20 protein-coding genes are annotated in these 19,711 nt (G+C 33.2%); 2 read left to right on the forward strand and 18 right to left on the reverse strand.

Translation table 11 applies throughout. The features are described 5' to 3' along the window. From dagF to AC4CVH_RS09705, 10 genes are all read right to left on the reverse strand, one after another. The coding region (gene dagF, locus AC4CVH_RS09660) for a 2-dehydro-3-deoxy-phosphogluconate aldolase (protein WP_490787555.1) at positions 1-725 on the reverse strand (725 nt) is incomplete at its 3' end. 19 nt (positions 726-744) lie between these two features. Continuing rightward, on the reverse strand, positions 745-1,851 hold the full coding sequence (locus AC4CVH_RS09665; RefSeq protein ID WP_490787383.1) for a DgaE family pyridoxal phosphate-dependent ammonia lyase: 1,107 nt from the start codon (positions 1,849-1,851) through the stop codon (positions 745-747). Between the two features lie 29 nt (positions 1,852-1,880). Beyond that, positions 1,881-2,537 carry a DUF4310 family protein gene (locus AC4CVH_RS09670; RefSeq protein WP_490787556.1) on the reverse strand — a complete coding sequence of 219 codons (657 nt, stop codon included), beginning with the start codon at positions 2,535-2,537 and terminating at the stop codon, positions 1,881-1,883. Positions 2,538-2,561: 24 nt separating this feature from the next. Then, positions 2,562-3,278: a DUF4311 domain-containing protein gene (locus AC4CVH_RS09675; protein WP_490787557.1), complete on the reverse strand. Its 717-nt coding sequence runs from the start codon at positions 3,276-3,278 to the stop codon at positions 2,562-2,564. 13 nt (positions 3,279-3,291) lie between these two features. Then, the gene (locus AC4CVH_RS09680) at positions 3,292-3,588 is read right to left on the reverse strand and encodes a DUF4312 family protein (RefSeq protein WP_490787558.1); all 297 of its coding nucleotides are present in this window, start codon (positions 3,586-3,588) and stop codon (positions 3,292-3,294) included. 18 nt (positions 3,589-3,606) lie between these two features. Continuing rightward, on the reverse strand, positions 3,607-3,969 hold the full coding sequence (locus AC4CVH_RS09685; protein WP_490787559.1) for an SFCGS family glycine-rich protein: 363 nt from the start codon (positions 3,967-3,969) through the stop codon (positions 3,607-3,609). An 18-nt stretch (positions 3,970-3,987) separates the two neighbouring features. Next, a complete protein-coding gene (locus AC4CVH_RS09690) occupies positions 3,988-4,344 on the reverse strand; it encodes a PRD domain-containing protein (RefSeq protein WP_490787560.1) in 357 nt (118 codons plus the stop codon). Beyond that, on the reverse strand, positions 4,322-5,449 hold the full coding sequence (locus AC4CVH_RS09695) for an amidohydrolase/deacetylase family metallohydrolase (protein WP_490787561.1): 1,128 nt from the start codon (positions 5,447-5,449) through the stop codon (positions 4,322-4,324). The genes AC4CVH_RS09690 and AC4CVH_RS09695 overlap by 23 nt, the downstream gene beginning before the upstream one ends. Positions 5,450-5,473: 24 nt before the next feature. After that, positions 5,474-7,423 (reverse strand): BglG family transcription antiterminator, encoded by a 1,950-nt coding sequence (locus tag AC4CVH_RS09700; RefSeq protein WP_490787562.1) that lies wholly within the window; start codon positions 7,421-7,423, stop codon positions 5,474-5,476. 285 nt (positions 7,424-7,708) lie between these two features. Beyond that, on the reverse strand, positions 7,709-8,524 hold the full coding sequence (locus AC4CVH_RS09705) for a YihY/virulence factor BrkB family protein (protein ID WP_490787563.1): 816 nt from the start codon (positions 8,522-8,524) through the stop codon (positions 7,709-7,711). Positions 8,525-8,693: 169 nt separating this feature from the next. Between AC4CVH_RS09705 and AC4CVH_RS09710 the strand changes: the two genes are divergently transcribed. After that, entirely contained in the window at positions 8,694-9,884 is a 1,191-nt protein-coding gene (locus AC4CVH_RS09710) for an Ig-like domain-containing protein (RefSeq protein ID WP_490787564.1), read from the forward strand. A gap of 41 nt (positions 9,885-9,925) precedes the next feature. On the opposite strand, the gene AC4CVH_RS09715 is transcribed toward AC4CVH_RS09710, so the two are convergent. Beyond that, the gene (locus AC4CVH_RS09715) at positions 9,926-10,471 is read right to left on the reverse strand and encodes an NADH peroxidase (RefSeq protein WP_490787565.1); all 546 of its coding nucleotides are present in this window, start codon (positions 10,469-10,471) and stop codon (positions 9,926-9,928) included. A gap of 268 nt (positions 10,472-10,739) precedes the next feature. Here AC4CVH_RS09715 and galE point away from each other — a divergent pair, with 268 nt between their 5' ends. After that, positions 10,740-11,726, forward strand: coding sequence for a UDP-glucose 4-epimerase GalE (gene galE, locus AC4CVH_RS09720; protein WP_490787566.1), 987 nt, complete (start codon positions 10,740-10,742; stop codon positions 11,724-11,726). A gap of 61 nt (positions 11,727-11,787) precedes the next feature. Here the strand turns inward: galE and dgoD are convergent, their stop codons facing one another. The 7 genes from dgoD to AC4CVH_RS09755 form a co-directional block, all read right to left on the reverse strand. Next, positions 11,788-12,933 carry a galactonate dehydratase gene (dgoD, locus tag AC4CVH_RS09725; RefSeq protein ID WP_490787567.1) on the reverse strand — a complete coding sequence of 382 codons (1,146 nt, stop codon included), beginning with the start codon at positions 12,931-12,933 and terminating at the stop codon, positions 11,788-11,790. 28 nt (positions 12,934-12,961) lie between these two features. After that, complete coding sequence (locus AC4CVH_RS09730) at positions 12,962-13,897, reverse strand: phosphotriesterase family protein (protein ID WP_490787568.1); 936 nt, start codon at positions 13,895-13,897, stop codon at positions 12,962-12,964. Positions 13,898-13,925: 28 nt separating this feature from the next. After that, positions 13,926-15,188: a PTS transporter subunit IIC gene (locus AC4CVH_RS09735; RefSeq protein ID WP_490787569.1), complete on the reverse strand. Its 1,263-nt coding sequence runs from the start codon at positions 15,186-15,188 to the stop codon at positions 13,926-13,928. 96 nt (positions 15,189-15,284) lie between these two features. After that, the gene (locus tag AC4CVH_RS09740; protein WP_490787570.1) at positions 15,285-15,575 is read right to left on the reverse strand and encodes a PTS sugar transporter subunit IIB; all 291 of its coding nucleotides are present in this window, start codon (positions 15,573-15,575) and stop codon (positions 15,285-15,287) included. Positions 15,576-15,588: 13 nt separating this feature from the next. Continuing rightward, positions 15,589-16,056, reverse strand: coding sequence for a PTS sugar transporter subunit IIA (locus AC4CVH_RS09745; protein ID WP_490787571.1), 468 nt, complete (start codon positions 16,054-16,056; stop codon positions 15,589-15,591). Positions 16,057-16,073: 17 nt separating this feature from the next. After that, the gene (locus tag AC4CVH_RS09750) at positions 16,074-16,697 is read right to left on the reverse strand and encodes a bifunctional 4-hydroxy-2-oxoglutarate aldolase/2-dehydro-3-deoxy-phosphogluconate aldolase (protein WP_490787572.1); all 624 of its coding nucleotides are present in this window, start codon (positions 16,695-16,697) and stop codon (positions 16,074-16,076) included. 81 nt (positions 16,698-16,778) lie between these two features. Next, positions 16,779-19,658 carry a sigma 54-interacting transcriptional regulator gene (locus tag AC4CVH_RS09755; protein ID WP_490787573.1) on the reverse strand — a complete coding sequence of 960 codons (2,880 nt, stop codon included), beginning with the start codon at positions 19,656-19,658 and terminating at the stop codon, positions 16,779-16,781. Positions 19,659-19,711: the final 53 nt, after the last annotated feature.

Raw genomic sequence — 19,711 nt, forward strand, 5'->3', positions numbered from 1 at the left:
TACAATTTCTTTACATCCTCAGTTCTTGTTTTTCCAGTTTGCTTGTCTATAATCGAAGTATATACATGAAGCATAACTTTCTTTACTCCTGCATCTAGGCATGTCTTCAATATTTCCTCGAAATTCTTCGTATCTATTCCGCCTGTCGGCTCTATCATAGGAAGATCATGTCTTGCGCATGCCTCCGCAAGTGCTTTAAGCTCTTCTATGCTCTTCAATCCTCCCATAGGGAAAAACTTTATTGAGTCTACTTTCATATCCTTCAGCATCAATACTGCTGTGTCTGCATCTACAACTGCATCTTCTGCCTTGGAACTTAAAAGACCTGTTGAAATCTTGACTTTTCCAGGAGTTCCGGTAGGGCTTACAAGAGAATTTACCATTGTATTTTCTGCATTGTTTGCCATAAGCATTCCTCTTGCCACAGGTGCTCCTGTAAATACTTCATTTACATGTCCCGCATCCGTTGCTGCTGCTATCTTTGCCGCCTTTTCCCACTGGCTTGGATCTCCTGCTCCAAGTCCTACTGATACCGTAGGTATCTTCTCAAGCCATCTTTTTACCTCGCAAATTCCTTCATCAACTGAATTAAACTGTTTTGAGAGCACTCCTACCGCAACGTGTCCATCTGCTGCATCAACTACTTCTGCTGCATTTTCTACATCCTTTGCAAGAACATTTATTGCAACTTTGTCTTTATAAAAGCTTATCTTTTTTCCTGCCATAATTGTAATCTCTCCTTATTTATCTATTTATGATTTCCTTTAATCTCTTCACTATAATTTCCTTGTCTCCCTCAAGCATAGGCCTTGGGTCAAAACTCATGAATCCAAGATTAACCTTGTGGTTTCTCCCGTATATTATCGGGTTTCCAGAGCTCAGTTCTTCTGCAACATGCTCCGCATTCATACCGAGAGCTGCCTCGTCCACCTTTACCTCTGCCCTGTATATCTCTCTTCCTGCTTCGTCTTTTATAATTTTGCACTCCAAACCATCTATCTTATTTATTTCATCCTTCAGATAATTTACAATGCTCTTCTGTCTCTCTACCTGTTTCTTTTCATCTTTATTCGTATACAGCTCAAGTGCTTTTAAGAGCCCCATTATACTCTCTTTTCCAACTTTCATGGCTCTTCCTATTCCCTTGTACTGCTTCTTTGCATAGGAGATGTACTGCTTTTTCCCTGTTACAAAGCCGGAGGTTATTGCCTCTATTGCTTTTGCTCCACTGTATACTACAAGATCAGCACCGGTTTTAACGTATTTTTTCAGGTCTTCCTCCGCAGCTGCATCTACCAGTATAGGAAGGTTGTGTCTGTGTGCAATTTCAACCATGTCTTCAAGGGAAACCATTCCCTTCTGAACGCAGTGGTGTGATTTTACATACATAAGTGCCGCAGTCTTGTCATTTATTGCATTTTCAATGTGCTCTTTTTCTACTAGATTTGAATATCCAACTTCTTTTGGCACACCGCCTGCAAGTCTTATCATTGTTGTCATTGGAGCACCATAGTCAACTGCATGTCCTTTTTGAATTATTATCTCGTTTTTCAGTCCGTCGCTTTCAGGAAGTCTCTGAACCAGGTCAATCCTTCCTTTTGTTATAATTCCAGCTATGGAAAGGACTATTGCCGCAGATGCACAGGATGTTACGCAGGAATCTTCGGCTCCAGTATACTGTGATACTATTTCTCCTGCCCTGTCAAACAGATCATCTATTACTACATAATTCTGTCCGCCCTGCTTTGCAAATTCTGCTGTTTCGTCGCTTATAGTTGATACACCCAGAAACGTCATCCTTCCAGATGCATTTATTACTCTCTTCAAACCTATTTCTTCGTAAACGCTCATAAATTTCCTCCTTGTCGTTGCATAACGAACTATAAGAATATTCCTCCTGCTATCATAGCTCCAAGTATGGCTCCTCCTACCACAGGTCTGTCAAACTTGTAAAATATGGCTCCGCCGATAAATGCTCCCATGCCTGTAACTACGCTAAAATCAATTGCGGAAAGTATTATAAGTGGTCCGAGATATCTTCCTGTAGCATTACCTGCTCCCATCATTATTCCGGTTCCACTGGCTGCTATACCTTGAGGCGCAATTTTTCTTACAATAATTACAATTAGTCCTACACATATTCCAATTATTGCTCCTGTTAAAATAGCAAGTCCAAAGTTATCCATAGGCGCTTTTATTCCAGATGCCATCATTATTGCTGGAATTCCAATACCAACACCTGTTAAAAGCGAACCACCTATATCCAAAATTCCAACAAGTGGGCCTTCCAGTATTCTTGCCAATAAAAATCCTGTGGCAAATCCAGCTGCAGCTGCGTAGTCTCCACCTTGAAGTCCTTTATCAAGCATTTGCACTACAAAAATTTCATTGAATGCTCCTGTGTGATTATGTATGTAAAGATGCGTTCCTGCAAAAATAGCAGCACAGGCTATAGCCACAATTACCGGAAACATTCTATCAGAGAGCATCAATTCATCAAATTTACTGCCAATTTTCAAATCCTGTTTGTTTTCCATAATTTATATCACCTCAATCTTAAATTATAATCCGAGTTTTGCGAAAAAGCCTCTAAAGTACGCAATTGCTATAAACATTACAACAATAAGAGTAATAAGGACTATTGACGCTTTATTCTTATATCCATTATCTTCAACACTTTGTCCTATCAATATTCCAAGAACTATTCCTGGAGTTGCGTTTCCAGTTACCATATGTGAAACTCCTCCAAGTACAGTAGCCCATATACCGGTTATCTTTCCTGCGTCAAAAGCAGCAAGCCAGAAAACTATGGGCATTACCGGATTAATCATGAGATTTGCTGCCGGAGTAAGTACCTTGGCAGCTATGTTTGCGAGTCTGTCAGGAACTATAGACGACAATGTATTCAAAAATGTTACAACTACAATTCCAACAAAAGTACCAACTGCAGCCATTTTCTTTGGATTGTGCAGAGTATCTTCAACCTTCTTGTTTTTCAAAAGCAGCACACCTGCTGAAAAGTTAGGAATAACCCTCTGAACTACATCCTGAGTCAAAGCTCCTGAAGCCACGACGGACGCAGCTGAATTAAATAGAAATCCAAGTCCAAAAGAAAAATGTGCTACAGGATCACCATTACATGCATTCAACTCTCCAAGAGTTCTAAATGCACCAAGCCCTTGTTTTTCAGGTGCATGAAACATTCTAGCCACTCCTGCTGAAACTGAAAAACCAAGCAAAGCTCCAATTATAATTGATTTTATAATAATTAGAAGCACTTCAAATTCCCCCTTAAAATTTAATATATTTTACTTTAACAACAATAGTAACTTTTAAACAAACTTCCTCTTTTTCCCTAGGCATGAATATGAACATAAATCTTTCAGTATATTTCTTTACATCACATTTATCCATAAAAACCTGCTTCGGCTCCATATATAAAATATAGCCATCTACCTTATCATAGATATCTTTTCTAAGTTTCGAAAAAACATTTCCCAAAGCTTCATTTTTACTTTTTCCAGTGCCATCCAGCGATATTGTAATTTCATCTTCCTGCATCAGATTTTCTCTATCGATGTATTTCATATTATTCACATCCATTTATTACTTACTTACTTTTTTATATTCATTTACAAGCTTTTCTCCCAATTCCTCAACATCAAGAAATCCAAATCCAAGCACCTTGTTTCCTTCTTTTAATGCAGTAACACCTGCTTCTACAGATCTTAAATGATGTTTAGCCTTATAACCGTATTTGTTGGCAGCCATAAGTGCACCTGCACCTCCTGATCCACAGAAACTTATACCAAGATCAGCATTTTTTTCATGCATAACATCGCCAAGCTTCATATCAGCAGCCATTCCTTCAATAACTATTGCCTCTCCTCCTGCCTTTTCAACTCCCTTTGCCACATTTTGTCCTTTTCCCAATCTGTGCCCTATAACCACAAGAATCTTCTTATCCATAATTATCCCTCCAAATATTTATAATTTACTTTTGAAAAATGTTTCAACATAGATGGCTACCAAATATATTTCAGACTTATTAATATCCTGACCATATTTCTTAAAAATATCTCCAAGGATCTCTTCTGAAATGGAAATTGACTTGGACGTAAGTTCAGACACTGTGCCCTCATCAATTTCATCCACAAATTTTCCTTCTTTTATTCTATCTACTGCACTTGTTAAATGATTATAAAATGCAATATTAACCGGATTTTTAAATTCTATATCATATTTATCAAGAATTTTCTGTATTATTTCCATATCATCTTTTATAGATAGTATTTGCTGATCTGTAAATTTCAAGTCATCTTTAATCACATTCAAGTAGTTCACTATTTTTTCCTCCTGATACCACAACCGCTTTTAATGCTAGTCTCTTTTTTATATTTTTTTTCTGTTTATAAGAATCAATCAAATCTAAATCACAATCTTCTACTTTAAAAATAGTAAAATCTCCATCAAAACCGCTTTTCAATCTTCCTTTGTTTTTCAACCCAAAAAGCTTTGCGGGTTCATACGTAACTTTATTAACACATTTCTCGAGGCTAAGCCCAAAACTCATCAGTTTTGTAATTACATCAAGTAAACTTCCAACAGGTTTAACCATATTATTATGATATAAATCCGTGCTTATAAAGTCCGGTTCAAAAGAATTTTTCAAGGCATTTTCACATACATTAAAACTAAAACTTTCACTGCCGTGTCCTACATCAAACTTTACTCCTCTGGCTCTTGCAGAAAGAGTTGATTCTCTCGGAAAACCATCCGTTTGGAACAACCCATTTGGTTTTCCATGAAAAGAATGGGTTATAACATCATTCTTCTGTACTACGTCTAATACATCTTCAATACTTGGAGGAAAATTTCCTATATGAACAACCATAGGCAATTTTGCATGCTCAGCTATCTTTTTTCCCATTTTTATAGGAGTTATACCATTCTCTCCTACAACCGAAGAACTTGCTCTTACTTTAATTCCAACTATATTGTCCCTATTTTCAGAAACGACCGAAATTATATTTTCCTCATTAATGTTATTTAAATCACTGAGTTCACTCAGAATATCAAGTCCCCAGTCTGATATATTAAGCAAAGTATAGATATGTGTTTTGGCCTTTGAAATCTTACCTTTGAAGTCTGAATAATTAAGTGGTCCTGAAGTTCCCGCATCAAATATCGAAGTACATCCACGCTTTATCCCTATAGTATCTGGATCAGTACCTATAGGTGATTTTCCTACATAGCAATGCGTATGTATATCAATAAAACCAGGAGACACAATAGAGCCATTCACATCCAATGCTTCCGCATCTTCTGCATCTATACTTTCAGCTATTTTTTCTATTTTTCCATCTTGTATTAAAATTTCAGCCTTTTCATAGTTAAGATTATCCTTTGGTGAAAGCAGTCTTCCACCTTTTATCAAAAAACTTTTCAAATGATTCATCTCCTCAGTAAAACTTCAAATCAAATATCTTAATATTGAAATAACTTCACTTCTTTTAATTTGTATATTGTATTTTTCATTTATTCTATTGAATGTTTTTTCTATAATCTTAAACTCACGAGGATATGTTTTTTCATATTCACCTACATTTTTTTCTTTGACATATTCACCGTTCAGCCAATGAGGAATTACCATTATAATATGTATAAATATACCACATACCTTTTTAAATTCATTTCTGTTGAAACCTTCTGGGAACAACTGTAATACCATATCTGATATTTCAACCAATATAAGTCCTATAAATTCAGTTTGCTTGAAAAATTCCTTTTCTTTTGAATTTCGATGAAAATTATCGGAATAAAATCCAATCAAATTTTTAACTTCTTTATAAAACTTGTAAGTATTCTTTTTAGATACATATTTCTGTATTATATTGTTCAACTGATCGTCAATATAGCTTTTATCCTTTACTTCTTTTGAATGCATTTCCCCTATATACAAAAACTCTCTTATTTTATTTAGCTGATATGCTGTAATTATAGGGCTTACAACAATCGAAGGCTTATCTACATTGTTGACCTTGACAGTTCCTATTATCAAATCTACATTTTTTAAAAGTTGTTTATCCTTGTCTATATCAAGTACAGACACCACACCCTTGATATTTACCTCAGGGATATTATTTCTTACTCTGGTGGCAAGTAATTTTGATGCTCCTCTTCCTGTATTGCATACTATCAATATATTCTTTTTAACTCTGATTTTGCTCTCTTCAAGAGCTTTTAAAAAATACATTGTTACAAACCCTATCTCATCATCACTTAGTTCAATCTCATATTCATTTTTAAAAATCCTGCATGATTTTGAAACTATTTTAAAGGTATCTCCATATTTGGCCTTTATCTGATCCAATATTGGATTTTCACTTATTATATTCAGTTCATATCTGCTCAAAGTCATTTTAAGATGGGAAAACAATTCATTTCTTAAACTCTCCAATTGAGATTCCTGTATGTTTAGATATTTAAAGGATGATTTTACAATTTTAGAAATTACATATCTTAGTTTTTCATCATCAAAATCTTCTTTTTCCAAAAATTTTAAATCAGCATAGTCTATAATTACCATATTGCAAAGGTATGTTATCTCACCATCTTCATACTCGAGTTTGTATTTGTCATTTAAAAATGAATATATTTTCTTTGCTTTAGTATAAATTTTTATAGTCTTGTACTTTGACGATTCCTCAACATTGATATTTATAAAATTATGATTTTGAATCCTCTGGATCAAAAACATAACTCTTATTTTAAGTATATCGAGGGTATTATCATCAAGTCTCATATTCAGCTCACTTTTTAAAATTGCAACTACATCCATAGCTGCAATCTCAACTTGCGTGTTAAGTATTTTATGTATAAACGGAAACAATTTTTTTCTGCAGTTGTTTACGACAAATGGTATGAAAACTTTTCGCACATATCCTCTCAAGTCATCTTCCCTGCACTCTAAGACATATCCAAAATTGGTTTTTCCCTTTATAATAATGGAATATTCACTTAATTCTTCGTTCAATTCTGAAATTAAAGTTATTATAGTACTCCTTGATACGTTAAGTTCATTGGCAATTTTTTCAGATATCAAAGGATCCCGTTTTAAAATTAAATTCAACAAAATAATATTCTTTCTATCACTGCCTGTAAATAAAATATCTTTTTTCTCAAGTTCCATGGATTCAACATATTCAGTTATTACTGATTTATCCGATATCTTTATACCAACCCTTGGAACCTTTAAAAGCGATGTTCCTTTTTCTTTAAGCCAGTAATCAATGCTATCCAGATCATATCTTACAGTTCTAACTGAAATACCATGTTTCTTAGCAAGTGATTTGGCAGTAATACTATTCTCTTCATTCATCAAATCATTTAATATAAACTTTTGTCTTTCAGTAAGAAACATTATTGCCACTCCTCAATTTTTATATTAATACATTATTGTAACTTTTAAAATAATAAAGATGTTCCTCTAAATGTTGCAAATTATATTTAATATTGTATTGCTTCAAATATCACTATAGCAATATCTTACCATATAACAGGAATAATTATTAAAATTCAATTATATTTTTTAACAAAACATATATATAAGGTATATGCTGCAAAAGCATTAAAATATTTTTATAACATTTAATGTTGCAAAATAGATACAATTCAAAGCAATATACTCCTTTTTTAAATACATTAACTACCTCTTCTTGTATACTATGGCATTTACCTCCCCACCTATTATTATTATATTGGACAAAATAAAAAGCCATGTAAGTAATGCTATAACAGCACCTATGCTTCCGTATAAAACAGAATAACTCGAAAAATTATTGACATAAAACGCAAAACATATAGATACAATTACAAGACTGACAGTTGCAGTAACCGTACCTGCAAGAACTTCATTCCACCTTAGTTTTATACTTGGTGTGTACTTGTATACTGCTGCAAAAATAAAACTTATCGAAAATATTATTACAATATATCGTGAAAAATTCCAGATAACACTAAATTCCGGTGGCATCTTAAACCTTGAAATCAAAAATCCACCAATTATCTGACCAAAAACCAAAAGCATACTCGTTATAAATATTATTATTATAAATCCAAGTGTACACAAAATAGAAATAGCATATAATTTTAAAATACTTCTTTCTTCTTTTAATCCATATGCCATGTTCAGTCCTCTTATAACAGCTTGAAAGCCACTGCAAGCCGTCCATACAGTAAATACAAAACTCAGAAACAGTGTTCTTATGTTTTTCGTATTAACAATATTGACAACTGTATCATCAATGAGTCTTAATATATCAGAAGGGAGCACTCCATTCAAAATTGCAAGAACATCCCCACTTTGAACAGGTATATATCCAATAAGACTTATTACAAATATTAAAAATGGGAAAAATGAAAATACAAGGCTGTATGCAAGTTGTGACGAAAGAGCCATTACATTGTCTTTTACAAACCTGACTGCAGTGTATTTCAAGTAGTGCGGTAATTTTCCATGCACAATATTTCCTCCTCTACATTTTCTATATTATTTATATTATTCAATTTACTGTAATTAATACTTTTCATATGTATAAATAATATCGTTATATTATATTGAAAATGACGAGAAAAAAGATTAAACTATATAATGTGTCTTATTGTACTAAATAAAAGAAAGAAGGTCTAATATGAACAGATTTACAAAATGCTTCATATTAGCTTGTGGAATTTATGCCCTTGCACAAGTGCCAGGACATGTAGTATTTGCCTCAAGTAATGTGGACAGTCTCTCTGCAGAAACAACAGTTTCTCAGGAAACAAATACCGGAACTAAAGTAGACTCCGGCAGTGAAAGTAACATAATTACCAAAAGTAATATAGCTGTAACTAAAATCTGGAATGTAAAATTCAATGAACCAGTTGATATAAACACATTAAACGGCAAAATAAAATTAGTAAATAATCTCAACAATAATACTATACCAATTAACCTAACTATCGATAATACTCAGCAGACTGTCACTGTAACACCTACTGCATCCCTCTCCCCACAGACCGATTATACGTTATCAGTGTCAAAAGATATAGTTTCAAAATTCGGTAAACAGCTTTCAAAACCGACTGTATTAAATTTCAAAACTTCTGCTGTTATACTATCAATAGCCGATATTTCGAAAAACATAAACCAGTGGGACAACTACACGCTGCCAACTTCAGTAACTGCAAATATGTCAGACGGAACTACTTCTTCTGTTCCTGTTAAATGGGACAAGCCGTTGGAGAACACAGATACTCCGGGTACATATACTTTCAAGGGAACTATTTCGGGATATGGCGCCATAAACATGACCCTAACCATAAACAAAACACAATTATCAGGTAATTTTTCAAACAGTAAAAGAACTCAGTCGGCTACAGGTAAAAAATTATATACTTATTTAATGAATTCTAAAAACAGAAATGATGTTTTAAACAGAGCAATATCAATTCATGCCGCACAACTTCCTGGAGATAATCCTTACAGTAATAACTGTGCGTTTTACCAGAGCGAAGCTTTAAGAAGCATTGGTGTAGGTGTTCCTCAATTAACTGCAAATACAAGAACACTTACAAACGTACTTTTAAGCCTGGGATGGGTAAAATCAACAGATCTTTCGCTCATGCTTCCAGGAGACATTTGTTTTACAATTGCCTATGATTCTTCAGGTCCTACACATACATACACTTTCATGGGGTGGGTTGATCCAAAAAGTTTTAACTATGCTTATGTATGCGACAATCAGGGAAATGAATTCTCGAATGATGCATACCATCAAAGAAATATAGCTGCCTCAGGACCTAAAGATAAAATTTCTTATTTCATGTATTTACCCGCATAAAAAAAATCCGTGCTCTTAAAGTACGGATTTTTTTTATGCTCTTATTTGAAGTATCTTTTTAATACGCCCTGAAAAGCAGCTCCATGTCTTGCTTCATCTTTACACATTTCATGTACTGTGTCATGGATTGCATCATAATTTAATTTCTTGGCAAGTGTAGCCAGCTTCTTTTTGCCTTCACAGGCACCTCTCTCTGCATCTACTCTCATCTGCAAATTCTTTTTTGTATCATTTGTAAGCACTTCACCTAAAAGTTCAGCAAATCTTGAAGCATGATCAGCTTCGTCTTCAGCAGCTCTTCTATAAGTTGCAGCAACCTCTGGATATCCTTCTCTGTCTGCCTGACGTGCCATTGCAAGATACATTCCAACTTCCGAACATTCTCCAGTAAAGTTATCCCTCAATCCCTGAAGTACTTCAGGATCAACCCCTTTTGCAATTCCTACTTTATGCTCATCAGCCCATGAAGCTGAATCCTCAGTTTTTTCAACAAATTTATCGGAAGATGCTCCACATACAGGGCATTTTTCCGGTGCTTTTTCTCCCTCATATACATAACCACAGACTGAACATACAAACTTTTTCATAATAAATTTCCTCCCTTTATCAAAAATACAATTTTATTTTATTTGATTTATTTTTAAATACTGTTTTCCTTTGAACAATTATTATTATATAATATTAAATATTAAATTGCAAGTATTTATCTTAAATTTTTTCAATTTTATTTCATCTGGTTACTTTTCTGGAATTTTTTATTATAAATTTAAAATCAATTAACATTTATAATATAATTTATACAATATAGACTGTTATAATTTATTTAAACACAAAATTATGAGGGAGGAATTTATAATGAACATATTAATCTGCGGAGGGGCAGGATACATAGGAAGTCATATGGCAATGCACCTCATTGAGAAAAATATAAATGTAATAATTTTGGATAACCTTCAGACAGGACACAAAGAATCAGTACTAGATAGGAAATTTTACCTAGGCGACCTGAGAGATGAAAATGTACTGGATAAAGTATTCACTGAAAATCACATAGATGCCGTAATAGACTTTGCCGCCAATTCCCTTGTGGGAGAAAGTGTTGAAAATCCACTTAAATATTTTGAAAACAACATATATTCAACAGTAAAACTTCTTCAGGCCATGAACAAATATAATGTAAAATATATTGTATTTTCTTCAACTGCCGCAACTTATGGTGAGCCTGAAAACATTCCTATAAAAGAAGAAGACAGAACTTTTCCTACAAATCCATATGGAGAATCAAAGCTTTCTGTAGAAAAGATATTAAAATGGTGTGATAACGCATATGGAATAAAATATACGGCTTTAAGATATTTTAATGCCTGTGGTGCACATACAAGTGGCCGTATCGGAGAAGATCATAACCCTGAAACTCATCTTATACCTATAATACTTCAAGCTGCTTCTGGAAAGAGAGAAAAAATAATGATATTTGGAGATGACTATAATACACCTGATGGTTCCTGTATAAGAGATTATGTACATGTATCCGACCTTGCCTCCGCTCATCTTCTTGCTCTCAAAAGACTGCAAAATGGAGGAAACAGCAAAATATACAATCTTGGAAACGGAAAAGGTTTTTCTGTAAAAGAAGTAGTAGAAACTGCAAGAAGAGTTACCGGAGTAAATATAAAATCGGAAATTTCAGGAAGACGTGCCGGTGATCCAGCCATACTTGTAGCTTCATCGGAAAAAGCAGTCAATGAGCTTGGATGGAAACCAAAATTCAATTCTCTTGAAACAATAATCGAAACCGCATGGAGATGGCACATGTCACATCCTGATGGATATCAAAAATAAGTATTAAAAACAAGCGTACCGTTCACAGTAAACAGTACGCTTGTTTTTTTAATGTGCCATCCTACCATTCTGATATTGTACCATCATAATTTCTCCATTTTGGATTCTTCCATTTAAGTCCCTGTGCAGATATTTCTTTTACGTAATCTTCATTTATTTCTATTCCAAGACCAGGTTTGGTTGGAATATCTACAAAACCATCTTTGTATTCAAACATTTCCTTGTTATCTACAAAATCTAGAAGGTCAAATCCCTGATTATAATGTATTCCAAGACTCTGTTCCTGTATAAATACGTTAGGTGTACATACATCCATTTGAAAAGTTGCTGCAAGTGATATAGGTCCATATGGTGCATGCGGTGCAACTGCTACATCATAGGCCTCCGCCATTGCAGATATTTTCTTTCCTTCAAGTATACCACCCGTTATTGCAATATCTGGCTGTATTATGTCTATTGCACCACTTTGAAGTATATTTTTAAATCCCCATCTAGTATAGAGTCTTTCTCCTGTAGCAACTGGTATGGGACACCTTCGTGCAAATTCTATAAGTGAATCTTCATTTTCAGGAAGAACAGGCTCCTCAATAAACATAGGTCTAAATTGCTCTATCTCTTTTGCTATAACTTTAGCCATTGCCTTATGAACTCTTCCATGAAAATCTATACCTATTTGTATATCATTTCCTACCTTTTCTCTTATAGAAGCCATTCTATCTATAACTCCCTGAACTTTATCAAATGAATCAATATAGTGAAGTTCCGATGTGGCATTCATCTTCACAGCTTTAAATCCTTTATTTTTTCTATCCAATGCTTGTTCTCCAACATCGGAAGGTCTATCACCTCCTATCCATGAATATACCATAAGTTTATCTCTTGCAGCTCCACCTAAAAATTCATATACAGGAATGTTGTAATACTTTCCTTTTATATCCCAAAGAGCCATTTCAATTCCAGAAATAATAGTCATATTTATAGGTCCGCCCCTAAAAAACGAACGATACATGAACTGCCACATATCTTCAATTTTCATTGGGTCCTTACCTATAAGATCCTCGGAAAGTTCTTTTACTCCAGATACTACAGTTTCAGTTTTTGTTCCAGATATAAGTTCTCCCCATCCAGACACTCCTTCATCAGTATCTACCTTTACAAATATCCATCTTGGCTTTACTTTATAAGTAATAATACTTGTTATCTTCATAATTTTTTCCTTTCCATAAACTATATTTTTAAAGATTATTCTTCACTTCAAATAATCTTTTCGGGTTCTCAATTAAAATCTTATTGTATTTATCTTCTCCGATTTTAGATATTAATTTTTTTCTAAATGCTTCTACAATATAACAAAGACCCGGTTCTCCTTCATATGACTTAAAATAACTTTTCTTACCCATATCTCCAGATATAAATATTTGATTATCAAAACCATTTTTTATAAGAGTATCTATCATATCAATTCTAAATTGATCTCCATTATCAAGTTCCCTTCCAACATGATCTATCTGTATATTCACGCCCATCCTGCATAATTCCACGAGATATTCAAGATTTCTAGGTATATCTACATGTCCAAGTATTATTCTTTCCGGTGGTACACCCTGTTTTATTAAAAGATTAGCCTGTTGTATTCCCATTGTACCTTTATCACAATGAGTGCTTACCGGAAGTCCAGTTGATTTATGAACCTTTGCAACTATGGATATAAGTCTTTTTTCAATATTATATATAATATTATAACTAGTTCCTATTTTAAGCACTCCAGGCCTTACATCCGTCCCATCTATACCTTCATTTACCTCTTTAAGCAAAATGTCAAATATATCTTCATCATTCAAGTTATAAACAAAGTCGGGCAAAAATTCTTTTTTATGGAATCCAGTACAGCAAATTATGTTAATTCCTGTTTCCCTAGATATTCTTGCATATCCAAGTGGATTCCTTCCATAATTTATTGGAGTCATCTCAACTACTGTATTTCCTCCTGAGTTCTTAAAGGAAAACACTTCACTTATGGATTTGTCGATATTATCCAAAGTGTAATCATAATATTTTTTATCATTAATATTTGGTTTTACAAGCAGATGTTCATGGCTATAAGTAACTCCAAGCCTTTCAACATCTAATTTTCCTAAAACTGATACAGCATAATTGCTCTTATCATTCATAAAAATCATCCCTATTCAAAATATAATCCTAAAATAACGACATCACTTTCCATATTATCCAGTTTATAAGATGAGTACCTGCATCTTCAGTAGATATCAAGTTCATTCCCTGCGGTATTTTAAAACCTCCTGAAATTGCAAGTTGAGTATGAACGGCAGCCATGCTTGTTGCAGTTAAAAGCACTATTACAGTTATAATCACTGTAGTTATATATCCTCTAAGTATATTTCCCTTTGAAAACGCCACCGGCCACGCTGCAAGCCACATAGCCTGATACGATATATCAGGAAGCGGAAGAAGCCTGTTTCCTGGAACTATTGCCGCAAGTACCAGTGTCGTTGGAACCATAAGTATTCCAACCGTTATTGCTGCAGGATTTGCAACTGTTAGTGCTGCATCTATTCCTATAGTAAAATTTGACCCTTTAAATTTATTATTCAACATATCTTTCATAGCATCTGCAAATGGTATAAGTCCATCCATGAGAACCTGCATCATTTTAGGTATAAGAACCATTGCAGCTGCAGTACTCATTCCTACACTAAGTATTTCTTTTATACTTTGTTTTCCAAGTATACCTATAAGTATTCCAAATATGAAACCCATTGACATAGGTTCACCAAGCATACCAAATTTTTTCTGTATGTTTTTAGGATCAGCTTTTATATTTCTAAATCCAGGGATTCTCTCGTATATTTTATCCATAAACCATGCTATCGGAGCCCAGTTTACAGAATTTGAAGTTGGAAACGATACTCCCGGAAGTCCGAAATATTTTTCTGCCAAAGGTGCCGTCCAATCCGCCAGCCAAAAAGACACCGCGGCAGTGATTACAGCTCCCAAAATTGCAAGAAATGCGTTTCCTGTTGTATACCATATTAATGCAGCTGTAAAAATAAAATGATTATAACTCCAAAAATCCACCATCACGCATTTGGTCCATTTTAATACAAGCATCAAAACATTAAGCGCCAGAACTACTACTACCACTATTGCAGCAAGCGGGAAAGCCCATGTAGCAGCCGCTCTTGCAGGCCAAGCGACATCCATTATATCAGTTTTCAAATTCCATAATTTTACCATAGTCTGTATTGCAGGTCCAACACCTTCAAGAAAAAAATTGACCGTTATATTTACTCCTGCAAAACCAATTCCAACCAAAAGTGCAGATTTTATAAGTGTTGCTCTCTTTAATCTTGCCACAATACCTATTACAAGAATTATAATCGGCATCATAACCATAGGTCCTAATGATGACACATAATTTAAAACATTAAGAATACTCTTCATATTAATCCTCCTTAAAAATACTTATTAAACATTAACTATATAAAAAATACAGTTAATGTTTAAATACAGCAAAACAAAACTTTAATAACACTCATATTATTTTTTCAAAATGTCAATTATTTCGTTTACAACTTGATCAACACCTACCCCTGTTATAAAACAAGTACCTCTAACTACTGGAACTCCTTTTGCATCTTTTTCATCAAGAGGTCCTGTAGGAACAACGACATTAGGATGAAAAGTTTCTATTTCAGAAGGGACTTCAGAAAACTTACACTGTCCAAATTTTACATCTATGTGTTCATTCTCAAAAATTTCTCTTAATTTATTTATTGCAATTGAACTTGTGATCATTGAGGAACCACAGCAAACTAATACTCTTTTCATAACAAAATCCTCCTTATTTAAATAAAGTTATTATATTTTTTGCTTCTTTTTCTTTAAGAAGTTGTTTCATAAGTTCTTCGTTTGTAAACGCCTGTATCAGTTTTTCAAGTAATATAGCCTGTTTTTCCTTATCATTCAAAGCTATCATGAAAACTGCATCGACTTCTATTTCTTCATCAGGATTATCCATACGTTTAAACTTTATAGGATTATCCAATATAGCAAGACATATTGCTGGTTTTAAAACATAGTCCGCCTCTGTATGTGGAATAGCAACATTATAAGTTGAACCAAGGCTTATTCCTGTAGGGTATAGCTTTTCCCTTTCAAGTATCCCTTTTAAATACGATTCTCCAACATAACCTTTATCATGCAATTTTGTATACAATATATTTATCAATTCAAATTTATCTTCAGCTTTTAAATCGATAAGTATCAAATCTTCTTTTATAAGATCAGTTAAATTCATAGTGTGCTCCATACATTTTCTCCTCGCCTTTAATTGTATATTTCTCTTTCAAGACACTCTATTCTTTTTTTTAATCCAGAATAATTTCCATTCAATATGTCTTCTTTGTTGAATATGCCTGAACCTATTCCCAGATAATCTGCACCATTTTTTAAGAATTGTTGTGAATTTTGAATATTAACTCCTCCAACTGCCATAAGTTTAAATTCTGGTATTGGTGCCTTTATATCTTTAAAATATCCGGGAGACACTACATCAGCAGGGAATACTTTAACTATATCTGCACCATTTATAAAACTTTGATAAGCTTCTGTTGGGCTAAATGCTCCAGGAACACTTACTACATTGTTTTTTTTGCAAATATCAAACATTTCCTCCGAAAACATTATAGGCGACAGTACAAATTTAACTCCAAGACTTATAACATCCTGTAAATCTCCTTTATTCAAAACTGTTCCAGCTCCAATTGACATCTTATCCCCAAATTCATTCAAGGCTTTCTCAATATTTTTCTTATTTCCTTCACCTGTCAATGATATTTCAACAGAGTTTATTCTGCTTTCACTTAATATAGCCAGTACATTTTTTATTTGGACATAATCAAAACCTCTCAATATTATTGTAGCTTTCGAGAAACTTCCTATATCAACCACATTTATCACCTCACCTTCAGAAATACATAAAGCAAGTATGATGCCAAAATCAAGTTCATAATATGTAAAGAACTTTTTTAACTATATAAAACTTATTGTATCTATAACCTGTTCCTTGGTTTTTGCAGATTTTATTTTTTCTATAATATGTAGATTACTTATTATTTTGTAAAACTCATCTATATATATTCGCGAATTTTCATTCATTACAAGCATAAATATTATTTCTGCACTTTTACCTTGTTCCCATTCTATTGGCTTATTAGGTATACATATGGCAATGGCAGGTTTTGTTGTATAAATTGAATCTCCATGCGGAACTGCTATTTTTCCATCTATAAGAGTCCCCCCTAAAGCTTCTCTCTTATACACGCTAAGAGGAAACCCTTCGCTTACATATCCGTTATTAAATAAAACTTCCATTAGTGAATCTATAACTTGATTTTTAACACTTCCATCAAAATTCATCAAAATCAAATTTTGATCAAGTATTTTTCTTATAGGACTGTATGTTATATTATCTTTTTCAATTAATCTTTTTATTTTTAAAATTCCCTCTCTATTAAGAACCTCTTCTACAGATATAAACTCTAAATTTTTTATGTTTGGATTTATAGTTCCTATGATAGCTATAATTTCATACCTTTCACTTATCTGTTCAATTTCCTTTTCAATACTGCTTTTTTGAATATATCCCAAAGGTATTATATCTATACTATTTTTGTACTCTATGAGCAAATCCTCTACATATGTCTTCATTTTAAGTGCTGTACCTTGGCCTGTAATACACATAGTAACTATGGCTTTATTCATTTTTTTAATATTTTCTGGTATTCCATGTACCTTGGCTACATATTTTTTATCCTCATCCAAATCATTCACTACATCATTCAGATTATTATTTAGAATAACCACTCTTCTTAATGCTTCTAAAACCATTACTGTATCTACTCTGCCAACAACCCTTGTTTGAATTCCCGTTCTCTTGGTTATTATTTCTCCAAATGTTACAAGAGAACCCATATCTACTAAGATGATGCATCCTCGTCCTTCATCTATTTTCTTCACAACTTTTATTGTTTTTTCAAGCACAGTTTTAGGACTCTCATTCAAAGCCATTTCTATACCAACTGCATGGTTTACTCCGAAAAGTTTATTTGCAATCTCAACCATACCACAAGCCACATGTCCATGAGTAACTACTATTATTCCAACTTTTCCTTCCTCTATAACTTTTCCATTTGAAAACGTCTTTAAATACATAGCAATAAATGCAACCTCATCTTTAGGAATATCTATGTTTAATTTTTTCCCTATTACATCAGACATTTTCTCTGCTACCTTAAATTCTTTAGGATTATTTTTTATTATGCTTCCAAGATGCGGATTTTTTATAATCTTCCTACTAACTATTCTCTCGTAAGTCGAACTAAGATGAATTGAAAGAGAATAATATAAATTATCTTTTATATTTATGTTTTCAGATTTTGCAACAGAAATAGCCTTTTCTGTTGTTTCCATTATTTTAATACCAACTATCTCCTTAAGTTCCTCCTTAGAAATGGATATTATTCCCTGATTTACATTTTGTGCAAAATCCTCCAACTCTTGTTCAAGTTCATTGCCAACTATACCATCTATCTGTTTTTTTGAAAAATCTTTATTCTCAAGTTCTTTATAACGTTCTTCTATAAATTGATATATATTTTGATTCATTACATATCTATCATTCTTAACTTCAATAGTTGAAGTTTTATCTTCATTTATTATAAGATTCTTATTAACTATGCTGTTTATTTCAGGATCTCTCTTATCCATCTTCAGCATTCCATTCTTAACATAACTTGGCATATCGTGCATAGTTATAACAACTTCATGGGATTTATCTGCCATACAATTTAAAAAACCTCTGGCACAGCCAACCTGTATATCACTTCTTATCTGCCCTATATTACCTGGACAATCATAAAACATAAGTGCTTTTATCGCATCCGCCTTAACTATTATCTTTTTTTGTAACCTATGCATTTCTTTAATAAAAAAATCCTTTATTATATAGTATCTTTCCATCAGAGGTCTCTCTTCAAGCGACGGTATTTCTATAACCATTGGAATCCTTCTTCTAAAAGTAATGAGAAGTGATGACTCTGGATTTTCTGTAGTAGCTGCAATAATCATAATCTTAGCCTTTCTAAGATTTTCTGTTTCTCCAAGTCTCCTGTAATTTCCTTTATCAAGAAGGTTAAATAAAATTTCCTGGCCTTCGTTTGGAAGCCTATGAACCTCATCCAAAAACAGAACTCCATTATTTGCTTTTTCAACCAAACCTTCCTTGCTTGTATCTGCACCCGTAAAAGAACCTTTAACATAACCAAAAAGCTGGGAAAGAAGGAGCTGTGGATTGTCAGCATAATCCGCACAATTAAATATTACAAAAGGTGCATCTTTTTTAAAAGTTCCAGAAGCAATAGCAAAATTATACATGGACTCTGCCATATAACTTTTTCCTACACCTGACGGACCTACAAGAAGAGTATGCAAACCATGTGGCGGATAAAGTATTGCAGCTTTCGCCTGATTTATTTGAAGTTTCAAGCTTTCATTCCATCCTATAAGTTCATCAAAAGAATATGAATTATATATATTAAATTCTTTATTTTCCACTAAATCATCCACATTTTCATCCTTATCTGTTTCTTCTAAATTAACCAAACTGCTCTTTTTGACCTCATTTTTCAGCTGAGAAACTGTAAATCTTGATATTATGTATCCATTTTGTTGCAGATAACTTGTAAGTCTTCTGTCGGATATGTTAATGTCATTTTTTAAAATATCTTTTATATCCTTTATTATTACATGCTTTCTTCTTTCCCTTGAATCGGGTATTCCATGTGACAATCTTTGTTCAGTCACATTTTCTCTTTTAACATTTAAAATTTCTGAGATCTTTTCATCTGTCAATGGATTTTTTTATCTTCGTTCTGTATTATTGAAAATATATCTGATTTTTTATC

The sequence above is a fragment of the Clostridium pabulibutyricum genome, assembly GCF_058242705.1.